We start from the raw sequence: 22,350 nt of genomic DNA, 5'->3' as shown, positions 1-22,350 counted from the left end.
GATATTCATGGGGAGGGCACCGGCGCTGCCAGCTGTTGTCCCAATGCGGTGGCGAGCGCCTCGGCCGTGCCGTAGGTCCACAGCACCGTCGGCGAAAGCCGCAGTGCGAAACTGGATTCGAGCTTGTTGCGCAGTTCCAGGCTCATGAGCGAATCCAGACCAAGCGATCGCAGGGGCGTATGGATATCGAGATCGTCCGGGGTCATGCGCAGTACGCCCGCGGCGAGTTCGACGATCTTGCCCAGGACCAGGCGGGGGCGTTCGGCATCGGCGACTTCGAACAGGGTCGAGCGGAACTCGCTCGCTGCCGGTTGCGGGCCGGTGTCGGCGGTGCGCCGCAAGGCTTTCCAACTGGGTTGCGCGGCACAGTCGGGGTAGGCGTCGAACCAGCGGCGCGCGTGGAAGGACAGATAGCCGACGACCTGACGATCCTCGGCGAGGAATCCGGCGAGCGCCTCCCATGCTTCGGCCGCGGTGATGCTCTCCATACCGTGTACGGCCAGCCGATTTCCTCGATTGTCCTGTGCAGCAGCCAATCCGATCTCGGCGAACGGACCCCACTGAATGCTCAACCCCGGTCGGCCCTCGTGGCGACGGGCTACGGACAGGGCGTCGAGGTAGGAGTTCGCGGCGGCGTAGGCAGCCTGACCCGGATTTCCGATGAGCGCCGCGGCCGAGGAGAACAGGACGAACAGGTCCAGCGGATCGTCGGCCGTCAGCTCGTTCAGATGCCGCGCACCGTCGATCTTCGGCCGCAATACTCGTTCCATTTGGTCGGCGGAGAGCCCGAGCACGGTGGCGTCGTCGAGGATTGCGGCGGCATGGAAGATCCCGCGCAGCGGCGGCGCCTCGGCGCGAATCGAATGCAACACCGCGGCAACCGCTTCCCGATCGGAGACGTCAACGCGGCGACTGAGGATCGACACCTGGTCGGGCAGCATGTCGAGATCGAACTCCCGCAACGGAATCGGCCCGTCCGGTGCGTTGCGTCCGAGCAACACCACACATCCCGCTCCGTGCTCGAGCAGCCAGTGCGCGAGACTGCGTCCCAGCGCGCCGTGGCCTCCGGTGACGACATAGGTTCCGTCCGCGCGGAATCGCCCGTCCGGCATGGGTTCCGGAGCAATACGCGAGACCGTCTCCGGATGGTTGAGCACGAACTTGCCGATGTGATCCCCACGGGCCATGCGTCGCAGCACTTCTGGAGCCTCGGCCAGCGGGTGTACCGAGATGGGCAGCGGCGCGAGGCCGCCGTCCTGAATCAGCTGCCAGGCTTCAGACAGGGCCGCCGCGAACCGATCCGGGCGACGAGTCATCATTCCGGCCAGATCTATGGCCAGGAAGCCGATTCCCTTGGCGAAGGCGCGTGAACCCAGCCGCCGGTTCGCGTAAATGTCCTTCTTCCCGACTTCGAGGAAGCGGCCGTCCTCGGCGAGCACCTCGAGGCCCAGGTCGATGGCGACGCCGGACAGGGAGTTGAGCACAACGTCGACACCCCGCCCGCCGGTCGCGGCAAGCACCTCATCGGCCCAGGTCAATGCACGGGAATCGAAGACGTGCTCGATACCGTGCGCGCGATGCAGGTACTCGCGACGTTCGGCCGAACCGGCGGTGGCGAGCACCTGCGCACCCAGGTGGCGCGCGATCCCGATGGCGGCGAGGCCCAATCCACCCGTTCCGGAGTGGATCAGCACCGTCTCGCCCGGGACAACGTGCCCCAGCATGGCCAGGGCGTACCAGGCCGTGGTCGTGACCATCGGCAGCGCCGCCGCGTCCTCGAACGGCATGTCGGCCGGGATCGGCGCGGTGTGATCGGCACGCGCGGTGAGATGCGAACCGATCGCACCGAATCCGCACACGATCACTCGATCGCCGACGGACCGATCGGTCACACCCGGGCCCACCTGGCGAACCACACCCGCGCCTTCGACACCGAACTCCCTCGCCCCGGCGGAGCCATCTGGATAGGTACCCGCCGCTTTCATGACATCAATGAAATTGATTGCCGCCGCGGTGATTTCGACCATGACTTCACCCGGACCCGGCGTGCGTACCGAGAGCGGCGCGAAGCGCAGGCCGTCCCAGTGCCGACCGGCAGCCGACCGCAGGCGGAAAGGCCGGTGCTGCGCCCGCCATGGCCGCGGCTGCGGACCTCCGGAATGTTCGCCCTGCTCCAGCCGGCCGACGTAGCGACGCCCGGCCCGCAGCACTACCTGATCTTCGCCGGGCGCGGCCAGGAGCTCGGCCGCACATTCGTCGATCTCCCGCGCGCCCGCGATATCGACGAGGGTGGCGGACAGTTCGGGATGTTCCCGCCGCAGGACGCGGACGAAGCCCCAGAACATCGCGCTCCCCGGATCGGGGCGATCATCGGATGTGGGTGATTCGGCATGCTCCGTCACGACGACCAGCCGCGGCGGTGTCGAGCCGGTGCTCGTAGCCGCCCGCACCGCTTCCGTCAGGGCCGCGAGCCGAGTTCGCTGGGCCTGGAGATCGCCCGAGGGCACGCAATATACGAGCGTACCGCCCGCGTGCGCGGCACCGCCGGAATGTACCCGAGCTCCGCGCCGACGCAACGCATCGGCCAAGGCGGCATGCCAGGTCACGTCACCGTCCAGCACGATGTCGGCACCGTACCCGCGCGAGCCGTCGCCCTCGCGACCAGTCGCCTCCGAACGTTCGGCCGCATGCAGTACGAACCGGAACTCCCGATCGAACCGGCGACAGACCGTATCGCCGCCGTCGATAGCGGCCAGTTGCAGCCCGCGGACCGTGGCGAACGGAGTGCCCCGGTCGTCGAACACATGGATGTCCGCCGACGTATCGGAGCGCCGGACCGCGAACACCCGTGCGGTATCGATGAATGTGTCCGGCACGGCGTGCAGGCGCAGCTCCTGGACCGCCACCGGTACGACGGTTCGTGCGTCGTCGAACAAGGCCAGGGCCGCTTGCATCGCACTGTCGATCAGCGCTGTGTGCAACTCACCCCGATGCAGCTGCGCCCGGCATTGCTCGCCGAGTTCGATGTCGGCGACGACCCCGCCGTCGACATGCCTGATCACCTGCACGCCTTGAAATTCGGGGCCGTAGTTCAATCCGCGCCCGGCGCACAACCGGTAGAACTCGGCACCGGGAACGTCAGCCCCGGGCTGTGTACCGGGCAGCTCCGGGAGATCCATCGCTTCGATGGTGTGCATGGCCCGGCCCCGGGCATGAGTGGTCCAGCTCTCGGCCGTCGCGGCGAGTGAGCGGAGTTCGAAGCTCGCGCCGCCGGTAATGTCCTCGCGCAACGTCATATCGAGGCGCACCGGCGCGGCGGGCAACGTCAGCGCCTCGGTGAACCGGATGTCGAGCAGCGCCGCGGGCTGATGCCCGTATCGAGTGCGAGCGACCGCGATGGCGAACGCCATCATCATGGCGGCGGGCACCACGACCGCAGCCCCGACCCGATGGTCGCCGAGCCAGCCTTCGTGGTCGAGCGATATCGAGGTATCGGCCTGCCATGCACCGGATTCCATGACGCTGGGATATACCGGAACCCGCAGTCCCTCCGCCTGCGTCCCACCCGCTTCGGATTCAGGCAGCCAGAATGAACTGCGCTGCATGGGATACGGCGGCAGCGTGACCGAGGCAGCGTGGGAGATATCGGCGAAGGGATGCAGCCCGCTCAGGTAGGCGCGGGCGCGACTGCGCCGCATCTCGGCGATCGGGTCCCGGTCGCGGTAGAGCGACGGCACCACCACCGGCGGGTGCGATCGGGTGGCGGATAGCTGTTCGAGAGCCGCGGTCAGCACCGGGTGCGGGCTGATCTCGATCACGTGGGTGACGCCGGAGTCGAAGGCCGAAGCCATGGTCTCGGCAAAAAGTACTGGGCGGCAAAGGTTGTCGATCCAATAGTCGCCATCGACTGCACCGGGTGCGCACGGCCGTCCGGTCACCGTGGACAGCATCTCGACCGATGTCGGCCCAGGTTTCACCTCGGCCAGCGCCGCCGACAATGCGGGGCGCAACGAATTCATATGCGGACCGTGCGAGGCGTAGTCCACCGCGACCATTCGGCAGAACACTCCGTCGGCCGAGAGGATCTCGTGCAATGCCTCGATGGAATCCCGATCCCCGGCAAGTACGCACGACATCGGACCGTTGTGCACGGCAAGTGTCACCGAGTCTTCGAAACCCGCTATCCACGACGGAAGTTCATCGACCGGCAGTTCGACGGCCAGCATTCGGCCGGTGCCCGCCACGGCACGCAATGCGGCACTGCGGCGCGCCACCACGAGCGCAGCGTCCGCGAGACTCAGCGCACCGGAGAGGGTAGCGGCCGCGATCTCGCCCTGACTGTGGCCGACGACCAGATCGGGAACGATGCCCATGGTGCGCCACATAGCGGCGATCCCGAGCGACAGCGCCCACAGCACCGGCTGCACCTGATCGACGTGGTCGAGCCAATCCGGCCCAGCCGCACCGGAAATGACCGCGAGGGGATCCCAGTCGACATGCGGTGCGAGCGCAGCAGCGCAATCGTTCACCATGGCCGTGAAGGCCGGGTCCGTGCCATACAACACCGTGCCGACGCCGTGCCATTGCGCGCCTTGTCCGGGGAAGACGAAGGCCACGAGACCGATTTCGCGGGTTCGCCCCACGAGGACCGCAGGATGCTCGGCAGCGGGGTCGGCGGCATGTCGCCGTAACTCCGCAGCGAGCCTGTCCGGCTCGGTGCCGAAAACCGCTATGCGCCTGGGTAGTTGATGGGCTCGTCGGGCGAGGGCGGCCGTCACCGATCCGATTCCACTCGGATCGGTATCCAACAGGTCGGCGATGTCGTGGCAGCGCAGACCCAGCGCATCGTCGGTATGCGCCGAGAGGGGCAGGAACCCGAGATCAGAACCGGAAAGATGCGCTACCGCCGCGACTTCCGCGCGACTGAGCACAGCATGAGCATTGGTCCCGCCCCAGCCGAACGAGTTGACACCGAGATGTACCGGTCCGGTCTCGGGTAGGGCGAGATGCTCGCGCACCACGGCCACATTCAGTGCGTCGAAAGCGATTTCAGGATTGAGTTCCTCCGCGTGCAGGCTCGGCGGGATCAGCCCGCGTTCCAGACACAGCACACCTTTGATCAGCCCAGCGATCCCGGCCGCCGCTTCCAGATGCCCGATATTGGTCTTGATCGATCCGATGGGCAGCGGCCCGGCAGCCGATCCACGTGGCCGCGCCAGCACCTCTCCGATCGCTCCGGCTTCGATGGGATCCCCTCGCCCCGTACCGGTTCCATGCGCTTCCACGTACGCCAGCCGATCGAGATCGAGTCCCGCGTCCCGGTAGGCTCGCCACAGCAGATCCCGCTGCCCCGCCGCATTCGGCGTGACCAGGCTTTCGCCACCGCCGTCATTGTTCACCACGGTCGCAGTGACGAGCGCCCGCACCCGGTCGCCGTCACGCACCGCCGCGCTCAACGGCTTGAGATACACCGCCGCGACGCCTTCGCCACGAACGAACCCGTCCGCGTCGGCACCGAACGCCGCGCAGCGACCGTTGGACGACAGTGCCCCGAAATGCGTGAGCCCGATCGAAACATCCGGGGTCAGAATGAGATTAGCGCCGCCGACGATGGCCGATTCGACATCACCGGTGCGCATGGCCCGCACGGCGAGGTCGAGCGCTACCAGCGCCGACGAACATCCGGTCTCGACGACGAGACTGGGCCCGGTGAGGCCGAGCAGATACGACAGACGCGCCGCGATCACGTCGAGCGCGGTACCGACCAGACTGTGCTGAGTGGCGCCGATCCCGCGCTGCTTGCGCAGCGTCTCGTAGTCGTGCCAGGACGCGCCGACGTAGACACCGGTTCGGGTGCCGCGCAGGGTATGACCCGGTATGCCCGCGTCTTCCAATGCACGCCAGGCGATTTCGAGCATGAGCCGCTGTTGTGGATCGATATCGGCCGCCTCGCGCGGGGAGATGCCGAACAGCGCGGCGTCGAACTCGTCTACCCCGTCGAGGAATCCGCCCACCGCCGGTACCCGCTTACCGCCGTCCAGGGGTGTGTCCGAATTCCAGCGCTCGGCAGGCACCGTACGGATCGCCGTACCACCGGAGCTCAGCAACTCCCAGAGGGCGTCGACGTCGTCGGCCCCGGGGAATCGAGCCGCCATGCCGACGATCGCAATGGGTTCGTTCATGGATTCCATCCCGGTTCCGTCCCGAGTCCGGCGACGATTGCCGCTGTGAGTTGCTGCGGGTCGGTGATCGGCGACCAATGGCCGGAGTCGATTTCGGTGAGTGCCAGATGCTCTGCCGCGCCTCCGACGGCGCGGATCGCGACAGCATCCGCCGACGCCAGAGCGGCATTCGTGCCCAGTACCGCGCCCGAAGCCAGCATCCAGCACGCCACCAGCGCGATCGCGCGATTCATGCGACCCGTCCACCGGTGACGAACCCGCGCTCCCACGCGGTCAGCGGCGGCTCGGACCGCACGGGCCGTCGCGGCCCGAGCAGTGCACCGGCGATTACCGCCGGATGCCCCATTGCCAGCGCCGGACGGACCAGGAACATCACCTCCGAGACGACGGCCGCGACTGCGGGCCGCGCCGACGCCGCCTGGAAGACTCGCTCTCCGTAGCGCAACTGCACCCGCTCCAGCACGGAGGCCCCACGGCCCTCGGTGCCGCGGAACTGACGATCTTGGCTGGTCGCCATCTGCCAGGGATCCTGCGCCGCCCGACAGATCGACTGTTGGAGCTGGACAGCGGCAGCCGGATCGACACCGCGCGCGGCGAATCCCGAACGCAGTACGTTCGCGCTACGCGCGGCCACCGAAAGTCCCTGGCCGTATACGGGATTCATCGCCGAGGCGGCATCTCCGGCTACCACGAACCCGCGAGGCCACGCGCGCACCCGGTCGAATCGATAGCGCCTGTTGCATGTGCTGCGGGAAGTCATTGTGCCGCTGAGTGGTTCGGCTTCGGCGAGGAGTTCGCCGATCAATGGATGCGGCACGCGCTCGCGCGCGAATTCCAGGAAATCGTCATTGCTCGCGGGCATGTTCATGCCCCGGGTGCCACCGATGGCTACGAGCCACTGCCCGTCCTCCACGGGCAGCAGAGTGGCATTGCCGCCGGGACTCCCGGACCGGCCGTCGGCGTGGATGAGGATCAGCGGGAAACCCGATTCGGCCCCCGGCCTCGCGCGATACACCCGGGTGGCATACGCGTGCCCGGAGTCGACGATCTCCGCCGCCGGAACGACGATCCCCAACTGGTCGAGCCATTGCCCGGCCTGCGATCCGCGACCAGTGGCATCGATCACCAGGTCCGCCTCGAACACTTCGGTGGCTCCCAGCCGCTGCTCGCGCACCCGCACCCCGCGCACAGCACGGCCGTCGCCGAGCAGGCCCACCACATCGCACTCCGGTCGGAAGGTCACCCCGCCCCGCTCCCGGACCATCGTGCGCACCACGTGATCGAGCAATTGCCTGGTGCAGCTGATGCCGTAGCGCCCGGTGTCCTGACGGTGCAGCCAGCCACCGGCGGCCGGACGGAACAGCAGGTCGGCTCCGACGCCGATCCGATTGGCCCCCGCCGCCAGCAGCCGGTGCGTCACGCCGGGCAGCAACTGTTCGAGCCCGAGCACGCCACCGGGTGCCAGGAAGTGCGGATGGCGAGCCTGCGGTTGCCCGCGCCGCGGTTGCGGCCCCTCGGGAAAGGCATCGCGCTCGAGCACCGTGACCTCGCGCGCATCCGGGCTCGCCGCGGCGGCCGCCAGCAGTCCGGTGAACCCGCCACCGAGTACCAGCACCGAACTCATATCCGTCCTCGCAGATCACGGGGAGCCAATCGCACTGCGCCGCACCACAACCGGGATCGGTCGAGTCGCGGGCCGGGTGTGATTTCCGGCAGCAGCGTCGTCGCGCGCAAAGGCAACGGCGAACGGCCCCACCGTGCCGCGGCCAGGAACGTCGAGCGGGCGATCTCGGCCGACCACCCCGGAAAGAATCCGAGCGGGGCCGCGAAAGTCCATCGTGCCGAACCCAATTCGCGACCCATGGTCAGATTGACCATTCGCAGCATGGCGGGTGACCAGTGATCCATTACCCACCAACGCGTTCCGGCTGCCCGCAGCTGCTCGCTCAGGATCAGCACCTGGTGCGCCTGGAGATAGGGCAGCAGCCCTTCGGTTATGACCAGCGGCCTGCGTGCCCCAGCACGCGCCTCGGCGAGGAATGCCGTGGTCGCGGCCGCATCGGTGATGTCGAGTGGCACGGCGATCCGCTCACACCGCGCCTGCCTACCTCCCAGTCGCGATTCCTTGTACGTGACCAAGTCCGGCAGATCCGCTTCGTACCAGCGAATTTCGGCTGGTAGGTCCAGCCGGAACGGACGAGTATCCAGCCCCGCCGCCAGATTGATCACGCGATCACACCCCTGGCCGAGCGCACCGAGGATCACATCGTCGACGAGTCGGGTGCGGACCACCGTCGGCCAGTGATCGCGGGCCCCGCGCGGCAGCATCCCGGATTGCGTGAGCGCACTCCCCTGTTCACCTGCGAGCGCTGCAGCGAGCTCGTCACGGAACAGTGCGTCCGGCCGCGCCGATTCCAGCGCACGATAGATCGCGACCCAGCGCGCGGTATCGGAGACGTGCCCGATGGCCGGTGGTGTCATGATGCGCCCCGCTGCCCGGCTCGCTGCTCGCGCTGCCCGACGGATGCGCAGGTGCTGAAGGCGTAGTCCGCCAGTGGGAATCTGCGCATCCGCCACCAGGCTTCGACGCTGGTCGAGGGCCGGAACAGCGGCACGTCACCGTTCTGATCGAAATAGAAACTGCGGGCCTGTTCGCAGTTGGAGTTGTAGAAGATGGACCGCGCCTGCCGGGTGATCATCTCCTCGGCGAAGCGAGCATAGGGTTCGGCCTTCACCGCGACCCGGGTCGCCCCGCGCCGGCGCCCCTCGGTGATGCACCGCACGGCGTGTGCGACGGCGTTCTCGATGGTCATGAAGAACGACCCGGTCATCGAGTACGGGCCGTGAATGACGAACGCGTTCGGGCAGGGTGGCACGGTGACGCCCTCGTAGCAGACATTGCGATTGTCGTGCAGGTAGTCGCCCAGATCGACGCCGCCGATGCCGGTGATCGGATAGCGGGGCAGGCTGGTGCGCTCGAATACCTCGAAACCCGTTGCCATGACCAGGGTGTCGAGCTCATGGTGCTGCCCGTCCGCGGTGCCGACCCCGGTCGCGTCGACCAACTCGATATTCTCGGAGACCAGCCGGACATTATCGCGAGCGAAGGTCTTGTAATACCGGTTGGACAGCGTCAGGAACTTGCAACCGAACCGATAGTGCGGCGAAAGCCTTGCGCGTACGTCGAGATCGGGTACCTGGCTGCGCAGAGCCGCGCCCGCCAGCCGCTCCAGGGCGGTCACCGTGACCGGCGACTTGAACCGAAAGACGCCGTTGTACAACAGTTCCAGCCACAGGAGCACGATCCAACGCGGAATCCTCAGCAGGAACGGGAACATTCGAAAGCCCATGCGCAGCAGTCGCGGAATGCGGAAGTCGGGCTTGGGTATCACCCAGATAGGCGTGCGCTGGAAGACCGTGAGCCGCTCGGCCCGCTCGGCGGCCTCGGGAATGATCTGCACCGCAGAGGAGCCGGTACCGATCACCCCGACCCGGCCCGCCAGCGGCACCGTGTGATCCCACCGGGCGCTGTGGATCAACGCGCCCCCGAAGCTGTCCAGTCCAGGGATATCGGGCATCTTGGGATGCCCGAGTGCCCCATAGGCATTGATCACGAAGCGAGCCCGTATCGCCCCGCGCCCGGTCTGCAGGACCCACAGGTCGAGGTCGTCGTCGAACCGCATCGCGGTCACCTCGGTCCCGAGCTGCAAATGCTCACGCACCCCGTACTTTTCGACACATCGGGTGGCGTAGGTCTGTAGTTCGTGCCCTTTGGCATAGGCATGCCGCCAGTCCGGATTCGGTTCGAACGAAAAGCAATAACCCCAGATCGGAATATCAACGCCTACATCGGGATAGGTATTGTCCCGCCAGATACCGCCCACATCGTCGGCCTTGTCGAGCACCACGAAGTCGTGGATCCCGGCCTGCCGCAATCGGATCGCCGCGCAGATACCGGAGAACCCGGCACCGACCACGACCACCTCGAAGTCGGTTCGGCTCGCCGCGATCACGGTCGCCGCCCGATACCGCGCAGCAGACTCCGGAAACCGCGTGCGGGCACCATTTCCGGGTTCGCCGCCGGTGCGCGAACCTGACCGCCCGAGGTCATCACATAGCTGGTGAAGGTATCGACGAACAGATCCGCGGTGTCGAAGTCATTGCGCGCCATGAGTTCCGCCATCACACCGCTGATCAGCTCCGGTGCGGCCAGCTCCGCCAGCCGGCCGACGACGGCCGGATTGATGAAGGGCGCGGCATCGGCTACCACCACGGGATCGATGGCCGACAGCATGGCCAGCGAGGCCGCACTGCGCCCATCGAGCAGTTCGGCCGACAGCGAGCGGCCTAGAATGCGCGGCGGCAGCACCCGGGTGGCCAGCGGTAGCGACAAGCGCAGCGGAACCCGCCGCGCCAGTGCCGAAAACCGTCTGTATTCCCGCGGATAGCGGGTGTGCAGCACGCGCACGATCTCCTCGCGCAGCACCGCCAGCCGCTCACCGCCAAGGAAACTCAGGTACTCGATGCGCGAACTGGGCACGTGCAGCGCGGCGGCCAGCTTCTCCAGCTGATCGCGGGTCATCTTCTCACTCATCGCCGTCTCCTCAGCAGCACCGCCCGCAGCACGAATCGCAGCGCACGCGGCTGGCGGGCCAGATTGTCGGCCAGTTCGGTCTCGGCCAGCGCGCGATCGCGCCGGGGCGCGTCGTCGAGCAGGGCCAGCAGGTCGGCACATTGGTCATCGGACATCAGGTCGACGGCGGCCAGCCCCGTGCCGAGGGCCTGCTCGAGTCCTTGTCGTCCGGCGATCGGGTCGGTCATCGTGGCAGCGTTCCTTGTTCGTCGATAACTTGTCGGGATTCGACTTTTCTGGTCAGACCGCGAGCGAGCCGCCACGCGCGGGCGGCGGCCCGTCGGCCCAGCGCACTCCCCGCACGCGGCGATTCAGTCCGGCCCGGAAGGATTTCCCGTAGCAGCGGTTCGGGCAGTCCCCGCCGCTGCCATTCCCGTGGATAGCCGATCGACACTTCCTCGAAGCGCACCCCGTCGAAGTGATCGGTGCGGCGAATATGCAAGTGCCCGTAGACGACACAGCGCACGTTGTAGCGGCGATGCCAGTCGGCGGTCAGTTCGGTGCCGCACCACAGCGCGAACTCCGACCGGAACAACCGCTCGACCGGTTGGCGCGTCAGCGGGAAGTGATTGATCAGGACCAGCGGCATCCCGGGATCGAGCGCGTCGAGCCGCGCGCGGGTGTACGCGACACGCTCCCGGCACCAGTCCTCCCGTGCGGCGTACGGGTCGCAGGTGAGTAGTTGCTCGTCGGTGGCGACCGACCCGCGGGCCTCGGCCAGCGCGAGGCCTTCCCGTTTGGTGCGCGCTTCCGGCGGCAGAAAGCTGTAGTCGTAGAGCAGGAACATCGGCACCAGCAGCACCGGGCCGCCCGCCCCCTCCCACACCAGGTAGGGATCCTCGGGGGTGACGATGTCCAGGGCCCGGCACACGTCGACCAGATGCTGGTAGCGTCCCTCGCCCCGACGATGCAGCGGATCCCGTGCGGTGGTCCACAATTCGTGGTTCCCGGGCACCCAGATCACCTTCGCGAACCGGTCGCGCAGTGTACCGAGCGCCCACCGGATCGCGTCGGTCTTCTCCGCCACGTCGCCCGCCACGATCAGCCAGTCGTCCGGGGAATCGGGCCGGATCGCCGCCACCACTTCCCGATTCCCCGTATGACCGATGTGTAGGTCGCTCACAGCGAGCAACCGGGTCACGAAACCGCCTCTGGGGCAGCGGATCCACTCAACCGACCGACCGCGCCGGAGAGTCGGGCCAGCAGTTCGCCGGGCATCTGCGTCTCACCGTGGATGGCGGCCAGGCGCTCCAACAGCATTTCCACCTCGGCCACGATCGGATCCGCCAGTTCCGTGTCCTGCGGCGTCACCTGATCGAGCACATGGCGGGCCAGCAGATTGACCGTCGGGTACTGGAAGATGACCGAATTGGCCAGCTTCACACCGGTGATCGCGCGCAGATGCGCGCCGAGCTCGATGGAACTGAGCGAATCCACACCCATCTCGGTGAACTCGCGATCCGGCAGCACCGCATCGGGTGAGTTGTAGCCCAGCACCATGGAGATCGGCGTCCTGAGCAGATCCACGATCACCTCGTGCTGCTCGGTCGGGCTCAGCCCCGCCAGCCGCTTGGCCAGCTGCGAGGAGTCGCTCATCTGCTGGGTGGCGCGCGGCCGAGTGTGCAGCAGCGCCCGGAAGAACGGCGGCAGCTCGGTCACCTGGGCGGCCACCCGCAGCAGCGACAGGTCCATACCGACCGGCAGCACGTACGGGCGGCCGGTCCGTAGGGCGGCGTCGAACAGGTCCAGCGCCTCCTTCGTCGGCATGGGCGTCACACCCATGCGGGTCAGGCGAGCGCGGTCCTTCTCGTCCATACCACCGGTATTGGAGGTGTCTTCCGCCCACCAGCCCCAGGCCATCGACGTGGCGGCCAGGCCCCGGTGGTAGCGGTGCCGGGCCAGGCTGTCGGCGAACACATTGGCCGCGCCGTAGTTGGCCTGGCCCGCGCTACCGAAAGTGCCTGCGGCAGAGGAGAACAGCACGAACATGGACAGATCCAGATGTTGGGTCAGCTCGTGCAGATGCCACGCGCCGTACGCCTTGGCCGGCAACACCACGTCCAGGTGCTCGGGGGTCAGTGCGGCGAAGGTGGCATCGGCCAGCGCCGCGGCCAGATGCACCACGCCGCCGAGCGGATGCTGTGCGGGGATCGAATCGAGCACGCCCGCCAAGGCATCCCGATCACCGGCATCGCAGGTGGCCACCGTGACCTGTGCACCCGCGGTGGCCAGTTCCGCGATCAGCTCCTCGACCCCCGCGGCCCGGGAACCGCTACGGCTGGTCAACAGCACATGCTTCGCGCCGTAAGCGTGCACGAGATGCCGCGCGATGATCGCGCCGATGGTGCCGGTACCGCCGGTGATCAGGACCGTCGACTCCGGGTCGAACGCGGGCGGCCAGGTGAGCACCACCTTGCCGGTATGGCGCGCCTCCGACAGCAGGCGCAGAGCCGACGATGCCTGACGAATATCGAAGCGGTGCAAGGGCAGTGGGGCCAGGCCACCGTTCGCGAACAGGTCCGCGAGTTCGGCGAGCAGGCCACCGAGCACATCCGCGCCGAGCGCGCCGAGTTCGAACGTCTGGTAGCTCACGTCATGGTCGGAACGCACCTGATCGGCATCGCGCACCACGTCCCTGGCGATCTCCACGAACCGGCCGCCGGGGGCCAGCAGGTCGAGCGAGCTGTCGGTGAAGGTGTCCGGCAGCAGGTTCAGCACGATATCGACGGACAGATCCGCGAACCGGGCGGCGAATTCGGCGGACCGGGAATCGGCCAGATGAGTCTCGGCGAAACCCATACCGCGCAGGGTGTCCCGCTTGCCGTGGGACGCCGTGGCCAGTACATCCAGGCCGAGACGGCGAGCCAGGTGCACCGCGGCGGTGCCGACACCACCGGTGGCGGCATGCACCAGCACCCGCTCCCCAGGCTGAGCCGCGGCGACCTCACGCAAGGCGTACAGCGCGGTCAGGTAAGCCACCGGCGCAGCGGCGGCCTGGGCGAACGACCACCCCGAGGGGACCGCGGCGAGCAAGCGCCGATCGGTCACCACCGTCGCGGCAATCTCGTCGAACAGCCCGAACACCGGGTCACCAGGCGCGAGACCGGTCACATCGGGGGCGGTGGCGACCACGACGCCCGCCGCCTCGTGCACCAGCCGCGCCGGAGTTCCGGAGGTAGCAGCCAAGCCCGTGAGCGCCACCGGGAACGACAGTCCGGCCGCCCGCAAGGCCACCGATACCGTGCCTGGCGGCAGCGCGGTGTCGTGTGCCGCGCTTGCCTCGGCCAGCGTGACATCGTCGAGATTGCCCGAGGCCGGGATGTCGAGCCGCCACGGACCGGCCAATCGAGCGCCCACGGTGGCCGCGCTGTCCAGACCAGAACGCAGGCGGCGGCCGAAGAACTCACCACGGCGCACTGCCAATTCGGGTTCGTCCAACTGCACTGCGGTGCTGAGCTGATCGAGACCGAGATCGTCCTCGTCCAGATCGATCTGCTGGACCCGGTCCTGGAACTCCGATTGCGCACTGCGCACCAGTGCCCAGACCGTCGCACCGACCAGATCGGAGACATCCTCGGCCAGATCCACGCCCTGTACGCGGCGGGTGAGCACCACTAGCTTCGTCTCAGCGAAACGCTCGTCGGCGAACCAACCTTGCAGCTGAGCCAGCATGCGGGCCAATTCATCCCGGACCGCCGTGGTCACCTGCGCACCTGGCTCGGTGCCGGCGGAGGCAGTCGACCGCGGTAGCAGCACCACCTTGGGCACCTCGGTCCCCGCCGTGATCGCCGTGCCAAGGGCATCGAGATCGGGGTAGGAGGTCAGGGCGGCATCGGCGGCGATGCCGGACAATTCGCGACCGACCACCACCCATTCGCCCTGGCGAGCCGAATACCGCACGCGCGGTGCGGAAACGGCCAGCCAGTCCACCCCGAACAGCGAATCCTGGCGGCCGGACAGACCGCGCGTGGCCAGCGTGCCCATGGAGATCGAGCGCACCTGCAAAGTGCCGACCGCCACCACGCGACCGGCGCTGTCGGCGAGCACCCAGCGCAGGCGATCGTCACCGGCGGGAGTCAGCTTGACGCGCAATGCCTTCGCGCCCACCGCCCGCAATTCGACGCGTTCCCAGGCGAAGGGCAGCCGGATCGCGCCGGCCTCCGACGGCATGAGCGCGGCAGCGGCGGCGCCACACTGCATGGCGGCGTCCAGCAGAGCCGGATGCAGACCATACTTGTCGGCATCGGACACCGAATCCGGCAGTGCCACTTCCGCGAATACATCCTCGCCGCGCTTCCACACCGCCTTCATGCCCTGGAACACCGGACCGTACTGGTAGCCGAGCGCGGCCAGGGTGATGTACGCGTTCTCCGGCTCCATACCCTGTTCCGCGCCGACCGGCGGCCACAGCTCCAGGCTCTGCACCTCGGCGTCATCGGATTTCGTTGCCGCGGTCAGGAATCCGTCCGCATGCAGGCTCCACTGGCTCGCGCCAGGAGCCTCGTCCTTGACCTCCGGCCGCGAGTAGATGGCCACCTTGCGACGGCCGCCGCGCTCCGGTTCACCGACCACCACCTGCAGGTGGATGGCATCGTCGGCGGGCAGCGTGACCGGTGTGTACATGGTCAGCTTCTCCACCCGCGGGCTGCCGAGCTTGTCACCGGAGTGCAGCGCCAGCTCCAGCAGCATCGCACCGGGGACCAGCACATTGCCGTGCAGGGCGTGATCGGCCAGCCACGGATGGGTTGCCAGCGCCAACCGAGTGCTGAACTGGTAGCGGTCCGCGCCGGGCAACTCGGAGATCGCGCCCAGCAGCGGATGACCCGCCTCGGCCAGGCCGAGTCCGCTGGGCTTGCCGCCGCCGGTGCCGGAAACACTTGCCAGCCAATACTTCTGACGCTGAAAGGCGTAGGTGGGCAGCGGTGCCGGGTGCGCGGTACCGGGCGGGTACAGCGTGGACCAGTCCGGCGACACACCCTGCACATGCGCTTCGGCGACGGCGGTCAGGAAGCGGCGGATACCCGCTTCGGCACGCTTGAGCGAGCCGACGATCAGGCATGAATCGGCGAAAGAGCCGAACTGTTCCAGGGATTCGTGCATGGCCGAGGTGAGCACGGGGTTCACGCTCATCTCGAGGAAGGCGTTGTAGCCGGACTGGAAGGCGGCCTGAAAGCCCGCCTCGAAATCGACCGGCTCACGCAGATTCCGGAACCAGTAGTCGGGGCCGAGCTCCTCGCCCGGCAGCACGTCACCGGTGACGGTGGAGAAGAACACCACATCGGTGCCCTGCGGCACGATCGGCGCGACCGCGGCCCGCAGCTCCTCGCGCAGCGGGTCGAGGTGCGGGGTGTGCGCGGCGTAATCCACCGGAATTCGCTTGGCGCGCACATCATTGTGCTCGGCCAGCGCGACGATGGCGGTGACCGAGTCCGCGCCACCGGCCACCACCGTGGTGGACGGCGAGTTGATTGCGGCGATGTAGAGATCCTCGAGCCCGGCCATCAACTCACGCACCCGGGCGACCGGAGCATTGATCGAAGCCATCCCGCCGGAACGGGGCAGGCTGCGCAGTGGCTTACTGCGCATGGTCACGATGCGAGCGGCATCGCCGAGCGACAGCGCGCCGGCCACGTACGCCGCCGCGACCTCACCCTGCGAATGCCCGAGCACCGCCGTCGGCTCGATACCGTACGAACGCCACAGGGCCGCAAGGGAAACCATGGTGGCGAACAGGGCGGGCTGCACCACATCTACACGTTCGATGGACGGCGCGCCGTCTACCTGCCGCAGCACATCGGTCAGCGACCAGTCCACATAGTCGGCGAAGGCCGCCTCGCACTCGCGAATCCGGTCGGCGAAGAACGGGGATTCCTCCATCAACTGCGCCGCCATGCCCGCGTACTGCGCGCCCTGGCCCGGGAAGACGAACACCACCTGGCGGTCCATGGCCTGCCCGCGAATCGGCCCGACCGGCTTGTTCTCGGCCACCTCGGCCAGACCGGCGAGCAGATCCACCCGATTGCTGCCCAGCACCACCGCGCGATGCTCGAAGCTCGCGCGAGTCGTCCCCAGCGCGCAACCCACATCGCGCAGGCTGAACTCCGGGTTGGCCTTGACATGATGGGTTAGGCGCACCGCCTGATCGGCCAGTGCTTCGGCGGTTCGGCCGGAGATCGGCCACACCGCCACCGGCACAGCCGATTCCGGGGCAGCCGAGGGCCCCGTGACGACCTCGGGAACCTGCTCGAGAATCACGTGCGCATTGGTGCCCGCGATGCCGAATGAAGACACGCCGGCACGGCGCGGACGGTCGGACTCCGGCCACGCACCGCGCTCGGTCACCAGCTCCACCGCGCCGCTCGACCAATCCACCGCAGCGGTGCGCTCGCCGACATTGACAGTGGCGGGCAGCTCACCGTGGCGCATGGCCTGAATCATCTTGATCACCCCGGCCGCGCCTGCCGCCGCCTGGGTGTGCCCGAAATTGCCCTTGATGGAGCCCAGCTTCAGCGGCTGCCCGTCGGCGCGGTCCTGACCGTATGTGTCGAACAGCGCGCGCAATTCGATGGGATCACCTACCGGAGTGCCGGTTCCGTGTCCCTCTACTGCATCGATATCGGCGGCGGTCAGACCGGAACTGGCCAGCGCGGCCTGGATCAACTTCCGCTGCGCGAGTTCGCTCGGTACGGTCAGGCCCTTGGTGGCGCCGTCCTGATTGATCGCCCCGCCGCGGATGACGGCCAGCACGCGGTGACCATGGCGGCGCGCGTCCGACAGGCGCTCCAGCACCAGCATGGCCACGCCTTCGGACATGCAGAAGCCATCGGCATCGGCCGAATACGGCTTGCTGCGACCGGCTTTCGAGATGGCGCCGTGCTGACCGAGCGCGAAGAATCCGGTCAGCGTGGACATGATCGAGACGCCGCCGACCAGGGCCAGCGAGCACTCCCCGGCCTGCAGCGCCTGGCCGCCCAGATGCATGGCCACCAGTGAGGACGAGCAGGCGGTGTCGATGCTCATGGTGGGGCCCTGCAACCCGAGGATGTAGGACACCCGTCCGGACAGCACGCTCTGGCTCACACCGAGTGAGACGTACCCGGGATCCAGATCCTTCTGCCCGGGAATCAAATACGCGTAGTCGCCGCCCATTGCACCGACGTAGACGCCGGTATCGCTGTCGCGCAGCGTATTCGGGTCGATGCCGGCGTCTTCCAGTGCCTGCCAGGTGGATTCGAGCACCATGCGTTGCTGCGGATCCATGGCTTTGGCTTCGCGGGGACTGATCCCGAAGAACTCCGGATCGAACAGGCCCGGTTCATCGATGAAGCCGCCCATCGGGGCCATGGCCGCCGCGACCTCGGGCGACGCCATATCGGCCAATTCCGTCATGGACCGATCTGAGGGAAACTTGCTGGAGACATGGCTCCCCTCGGATAGGAACCGCCACAGCGATTCCGGAGAATCGATACCCCCTGGAAAACGACATGCCATTCCAACAATGGCGACAGAATCCGGCGAGAGATTTTTATCCATCGCGAAATCCCCCCTTCCCCAGCATGCGAAAACAACATGCAGATAGAACACGTTCTTGTAGATGTCGGCCGACAAGGCCCATAGAGAGATCTATTTGTGTGATTGATCTCTGAATCCCCGCAGTCAGAGTCACTGTAATCCACGGCTTGGACGCATACAACACGTTTCAATTTTTTAATTGATGTGACACGCGGTCACTTGTACCTTGGCGGTTGGTCATGAACACTCACAGCCAGATTCACGCCAAAGCACCACTTCCTGGGGGAGCCGGGACCCGTGTCCCGTCGAGCTGCCGAAGCCGATTCGGCGAGGAAGTTTGCTGCGTAATTACAAGGGAGGGCGCTCTCATGGCCAAATTCGAGGTCACCAACGCATTGGAAGTCAATCCGATGCGGCTCTACACCATCATCGCGGACACCTCCAGGTGGGGAGATTGGTTCCAGCTACACGGCGGGTTTGCCGAAGATCCGCCCGAGCACATCGGCGTGAACTCGATGCTGGCGCAGAACATCCGGATGCTCGGCATGACCCAGCGGCTGGACCTGACCATCACCGCATTCAAACCGCCCATGGAACTGACCCTGTCCGGCCGCAGCCCGGCGGGGATCACCTGCGAGTTCACCTTCGCCATCGAACGCCGCCCCGGCGGGTGCCAGCTCACCATCTCCGGTGACTTCGCGGGCCCGGTGCTGACCGGGCAGCTGTCACAGGTGATCGAGAACGACGCCCAGACCCAGCTGGTCAAATCCATGGCCAAGCTACGTGAGATCGCGGCCGCCTGATGCTGGTACTCGACGGCGTCGTTCGGACCTATCGGATCGGCGGACAGGGTGTGCGCGCCCTCGACGGCATCGACCTGACCATCGAAGCCGGCCAGTTCGTCTCGGTGGTCGGCCCGTCCGGAGCCGGCAAGAGCACCCTGCTGCATCTGCTCGGCGCGCTGGATCTCCCCGACAGCGGGTCGATCCGGTTCCGCGGCAATGAAATCGGGAAGCTGAACGACGATCAGCAATCCGAATTCCGGCGGCATCACGTCGGATTCGTCTTCCAGTTCTTCAACCTGCTGCCCACGCTTTCGGCATGGGAGAACGTCGCGGTGCCGAAACTGCTGGACGGCACCGGACTCCGCGCCACCAAGGCCCGCGCACTGGAGCTGCTCACACTGGTCGGACTCGGTGATCGCGCCGAACACCGGCCAGCGGAACTCTCGGGCGGGCAGATGCAGCGTGTCGCGCTCGCCCGCGCGCTGCTGATGGACCCGCCGCTCATCCTCGCCGACGAACCCACCGGCAATCTCGACTCCAAGACCGGCGCGGACATCATGGCCCTGCTCGCCCGGATCGCCCACGAAACCGGGCGCGAACGCGCGGTCATCATGGTCACCCACAACACCGAGGCCGCCAGCACCACCGATCGGGTGATCACACTTGCCGACGGTCGCATCGTGCGGGACGAGACCCCCGGCGCACCAGTGGTTTCCGAAGAATTCGCCGGAAAACTCCGGTGACGGCGCTGATCGACCGCTGGCGGTTGTTCAGTCTGCGGGAATTCGCGACCCACCGCGGCCGCACCCTCGCCTCGGTGATCGTCATGGCGGTCTCGGCCGCGTTCCTGGTGTCGGTGTTCGGCATCTTCGGCTCCCTCACCGGCTCGGTGGACCGGCTGGTCGGCGGGCTGGCGGGTAATGCGGCACTCGAGGTCACCGGGGTCACCGACTCCGGATTCCCAACCTCGATTCGCGACGAGATCGCCAAGACCCCCGGCGTCGAGCAGGCGGTCCCGATGGTCCGCACCCAGATCGATTCCGACACCGGGCCTTTGCTGCTGCTGGGGACCGACGCGTCCGCTACGACGCTGGGCAGTGATCTGCAGGCCGCCGTCGAGCAACAGTTCGCCGCCCTCATCTCGACCCCCAACGGCGTCTTGGTCGGACCCGGTATCGGCGTACAGGCCGGCGATACGTTGCGCTTGGGATCGCGCCGGGTCAAGGTCGCGGGCGTGACCCACGGCGGCACCGCGGCGCGGCTCAATGAAGGCCACTACGTCCTCACCACACTCGCCATCGCGCAACAGGTCAGCGAGCATCCAGGGCGACTGGATTCAGTGCTGGTCGTCGCCGCGCCGAATACCGATCCGGGTTCGCTGCGCAGCGCCGTCGACGGCGTGGTCAACGGCCGGGCGCTGGTCGCCGAACCCAGCGTGCGGGCGGTGCAGACCGGCAGCGGCGTGCGCATTCTGCAATACATGACGCTGATGGGGGCCGCGCTGGCATTCATCGTGGCGGCGTTCCTCATCTACACGACCATGACGATGGCAATCGCCCAACGGCGGCCGACGATTTCGATGCTGCGTGCGATCGGCGGACGACGGCGAACCATCGTCACCGATCTGCTCACCGAATCCGCCATCGTCGGATGTGTCGGTGGCGCACTGGGTTCGCTGATCGGAATCGGGTTCGGCCATATGGCCATTCGAACCCTGCCGGTCGCACTCATGCAGGCGGTGGAAGCACGTACCACGTATTTGCTACCCGCGTACGCGATTCCGATCGCCATCGGCGCGGCCGTGTGCACCAGCGTCGCCGCCTCGGCCGTGGCCGCTTACCAGGTGTACAAGGTGTCGCCGATCGAAGCGCTCGCGCCGGTCGGCGCATCCGTCGCCGACCAGGTCCGGCCGTGGCTGCGGCTGGCGGCGATCTGTGTGACGGTCGGCGGCATCACCGTCGCTATCTGGCTGGTGTGGCTGCGGTTGAGCAACTTCCTCTTCTCCGGCATCGCCCTGTCCCTGTTCTTCGGTGCGGGCATCGCGGCCTGCTTCGCCGCCATCGGCGCACTGGTGCGGGCGGCGGCCTGGGTGGCACGGCAGTGCGGTCGTGCGGGCGACCTCGCCGCGGCCACTCTGGAACGCGCGCCGCGCCGGGTCTGGGCGACCATGATGACCGTCTTCATGGCGGTCGCGGTCACTGTCACCATTACCGGCGCGAACAATGACCTGCTCAATGCGGTGCGGACCTCGCTCGGATCGGTCGGCGACGTGGACGTGTGGGTAGCCTCGCATCCGCCCGAAGAGTTCCCGACCGGCGTGCTGCCCTCCGGGCTGGCCACCGATATCGCCGCACTGCCGGGCGTCGAGCACGTCACCGAGGGGCAGCTCGCCTACGCCACGCTCGCCGACGAGAAGATCATTCTGTACGGGTTGCAGGACGGGAGTGTCAGCCCGCTCTACCAACAGGTGTCGGCGCAGACCAGGGCCGACCTTGTCGCCGGGCGAGGGGTGGTGCTCTCACGTGACCTCAGCCGGTCCCTCGGCGTGCACACCGGCGACGAACTCGCCGTTCGCACACCCCGTGGGCTGCAACATATTCGGGTGCTGGAGGTGGTGTCGTACTTCTCGGCGCTGACCGGGACGGCGGGCATCGGATTGCCGCTGATGCGCGACTGGTTCGACCAGCCGGGGGCCACCCTGTTGCAGATCGACGGCCGTCCGGGGGTGGACAAAGCCCAACTGCTGCAATCGATTCGGGATGCGAGTCCGGCCGAGGTGTACGTGTACTCCGGTGCGGAATCGCTGGCCGGTGTCGAGGGGGCCATCCGGCAGGGCATGGCCGTGGCCAATGCCGTGTGGGTGATCATCGTCCTGATCGCCGCGGTCGCACTGCTGAACACCCTCACCCTCTCGGTCCTGGAGCGACGCCGGGAAATCGGCGTGCTGCGGGCGATGGGCGCGAGCCGGCGCGTCACGCTGCGAATGATCCTCGCCGAAGCGGCGGGTATCGGCGGCGTCGGCGGCGGGCTGGGATTGCTGTTCGGACTGGCTAGCCAGTACTTCTTCGACAGCGTCACTCCCGGCATCATGAATATCGACGTCGGCTACTCCCCGAGCGTCATGGCCATCGTATTCGCCGCAGCCGCAGTGGGTTTGAGCCTGCTCGGCTCCATTCCTCCCGCGATCCGGGCGTCCCGGCTCAACATCATCGACGCCGTCACCATCGAATGACGAAGC

The 22,350-nt window shown here is 67.3% G+C and carries 12 protein-coding genes; 3 read left to right on the top strand and 9 right to left on the bottom strand.

Features of this window, described 5'->3' with window-relative positions; genetic code table 11:
• Window positions 1–5 precede the first annotated feature (5 nt).
• From AB0J29_RS22720 to AB0J29_RS22680, 9 genes are read right to left on the bottom strand one after another with little or no spacing between them, the layout of a single operon-like run.
• Window positions 6–6,182 carry an SDR family NAD(P)-dependent oxidoreductase gene (locus AB0J29_RS22720; protein ID WP_364789507.1) on the bottom strand — a complete coding sequence of 2,059 codons (6,177 nt, stop codon included), beginning with the start codon at window positions 6,180–6,182 and terminating at the stop codon, window positions 6–8.
• Window positions 6,179–6,415: a hypothetical protein gene (locus AB0J29_RS22715; RefSeq protein ID WP_364789504.1), complete on the bottom strand. Its 237-nt coding sequence runs from the start codon at window positions 6,413–6,415 to the stop codon at window positions 6,179–6,181. Before AB0J29_RS22715 ends, AB0J29_RS22720 begins: the two co-directional genes overlap by 4 nt.
• On the bottom strand, window positions 6,412–7,806 hold the full coding sequence (locus AB0J29_RS22710; RefSeq protein WP_364789501.1) for an FAD-dependent monooxygenase: 1,395 nt from the start codon (window positions 7,804–7,806) through the stop codon (window positions 6,412–6,414). Before AB0J29_RS22710 ends, AB0J29_RS22715 begins: the two co-directional genes overlap by 4 nt.
• Window positions 7,803–8,663 (bottom strand): SAM-dependent methyltransferase, encoded by an 861-nt coding sequence (locus AB0J29_RS22705; protein WP_364789498.1) that lies wholly within the window; start codon window positions 8,661–8,663, stop codon window positions 7,803–7,805. Before AB0J29_RS22705 ends, AB0J29_RS22710 begins: the two co-directional genes overlap by 4 nt.
• Entirely contained in the window at window positions 8,660–10,195 is a 1,536-nt protein-coding gene (locus AB0J29_RS22700) for an NAD(P)/FAD-dependent oxidoreductase (protein WP_364789495.1), read from the bottom strand. The genes AB0J29_RS22705 and AB0J29_RS22700 overlap by 4 nt, the downstream gene beginning before the upstream one ends.
• Complete coding sequence (locus AB0J29_RS22695; protein ID WP_364789492.1) at window positions 10,192–10,776, bottom strand: hypothetical protein; 585 nt, start codon at window positions 10,774–10,776, stop codon at window positions 10,192–10,194. The genes AB0J29_RS22700 and AB0J29_RS22695 overlap by 4 nt, the downstream gene beginning before the upstream one ends.
• Complete coding sequence (locus AB0J29_RS22690) at window positions 10,773–11,003, bottom strand: hypothetical protein (protein ID WP_364789489.1); 231 nt, start codon at window positions 11,001–11,003, stop codon at window positions 10,773–10,775. Before AB0J29_RS22690 ends, AB0J29_RS22695 begins: the two co-directional genes overlap by 4 nt.
• On the bottom strand, window positions 11,000–11,956 hold the full coding sequence (locus tag AB0J29_RS22685) for a metallophosphoesterase (protein WP_364789486.1): 957 nt from the start codon (window positions 11,954–11,956) through the stop codon (window positions 11,000–11,002). Before AB0J29_RS22685 ends, AB0J29_RS22690 begins: the two co-directional genes overlap by 4 nt.
• A complete protein-coding gene (locus AB0J29_RS22680; protein WP_364789483.1) occupies window positions 11,953–18,348 on the bottom strand; it encodes a type I polyketide synthase in 6,396 nt (2,131 codons plus the stop codon). Before AB0J29_RS22680 ends, AB0J29_RS22685 begins: the two co-directional genes overlap by 4 nt.
• Before the next feature lie 347 nt (window positions 18,349–18,695).
• On the opposite strand from AB0J29_RS22680, the gene AB0J29_RS22675 reads away from it, so the two are divergent.
• From AB0J29_RS22675 to AB0J29_RS22665, 3 genes are read left to right on the top strand one after another with little or no spacing between them, the layout of a single operon-like run.
• Window positions 18,696–19,130, top strand: coding sequence for an SRPBCC family protein (locus AB0J29_RS22675; protein WP_364789480.1), 435 nt, complete (start codon window positions 18,696–18,698; stop codon window positions 19,128–19,130).
• Window positions 19,130–19,855: an ABC transporter ATP-binding protein gene (locus AB0J29_RS22670; RefSeq protein ID WP_364789477.1), complete on the top strand. Its 726-nt coding sequence runs from the start codon at window positions 19,130–19,132 to the stop codon at window positions 19,853–19,855. Before AB0J29_RS22675 ends, AB0J29_RS22670 begins: the two co-directional genes overlap by 1 nt.
• A complete protein-coding gene (locus AB0J29_RS22665; RefSeq protein ID WP_364789474.1) occupies window positions 19,852–22,344 on the top strand; it encodes an FtsX-like permease family protein in 2,493 nt (830 codons plus the stop codon). The genes AB0J29_RS22670 and AB0J29_RS22665 overlap by 4 nt, the downstream gene beginning before the upstream one ends.
• Window positions 22,345–22,350: the final 6 nt, after the last annotated feature.

It is taken from the genome of Nocardia sp. NPDC049707 (assembly GCF_040674855.1).
In the GTDB taxonomy this organism is placed as follows: domain Bacteria; phylum Actinomycetota; class Actinomycetes; order Mycobacteriales; family Mycobacteriaceae; genus Nocardia.
This window is presented reverse-complemented; position numbering and strand designations above follow the sequence as displayed.

Coding starts and splice junctions, on each gene's coding strand:
- AB0J29_RS22695 (WP_364789492.1), bottom strand. CDS start 10,776: ATGAGTGAGAAGATGACCCGCGATCAGCTGGAGAAGCTGGCCGCCGCG.
- AB0J29_RS22715 (WP_364789504.1), bottom strand. CDS start 6,415: ATGAATCGCGCGATCGCGCTGGTGGCGTGCTGGATGCTGGCTTCGGGC.
- AB0J29_RS22690 (WP_364789489.1), bottom strand. CDS start 11,003: ATGACCGACCCGATCGCCGGACGACAAGGACTCGAGCAGGCCCTCGGC.
- AB0J29_RS22710 (WP_364789501.1), bottom strand. CDS start 7,806: ATGAGTTCGGTGCTGGTACTCGGTGGCGGGTTCACCGGACTGCTGGCG.
- AB0J29_RS22670 (WP_364789477.1), top strand. CDS start 19,130: ATGCTGGTACTCGACGGCGTCGTTCGGACCTATCGGATCGGCGGACAG.
- AB0J29_RS22720 (WP_364789507.1), bottom strand. CDS start 6,182: ATGAACGAACCCATTGCGATCGTCGGCATGGCGGCTCGATTCCCCGGG.
- AB0J29_RS22705 (WP_364789498.1), bottom strand. CDS start 8,663: ATGACACCACCGGCCATCGGGCACGTCTCCGATACCGCGCGCTGGGTC.
- AB0J29_RS22675 (WP_364789480.1), top strand. CDS start 18,696: ATGGCCAAATTCGAGGTCACCAACGCATTGGAAGTCAATCCGATGCGG.
- AB0J29_RS22680 (WP_364789483.1), bottom strand. CDS start 18,348: ATGGATAAAAATCTCTCGCCGGATTCTGTCGCCATTGTTGGAATGGCA.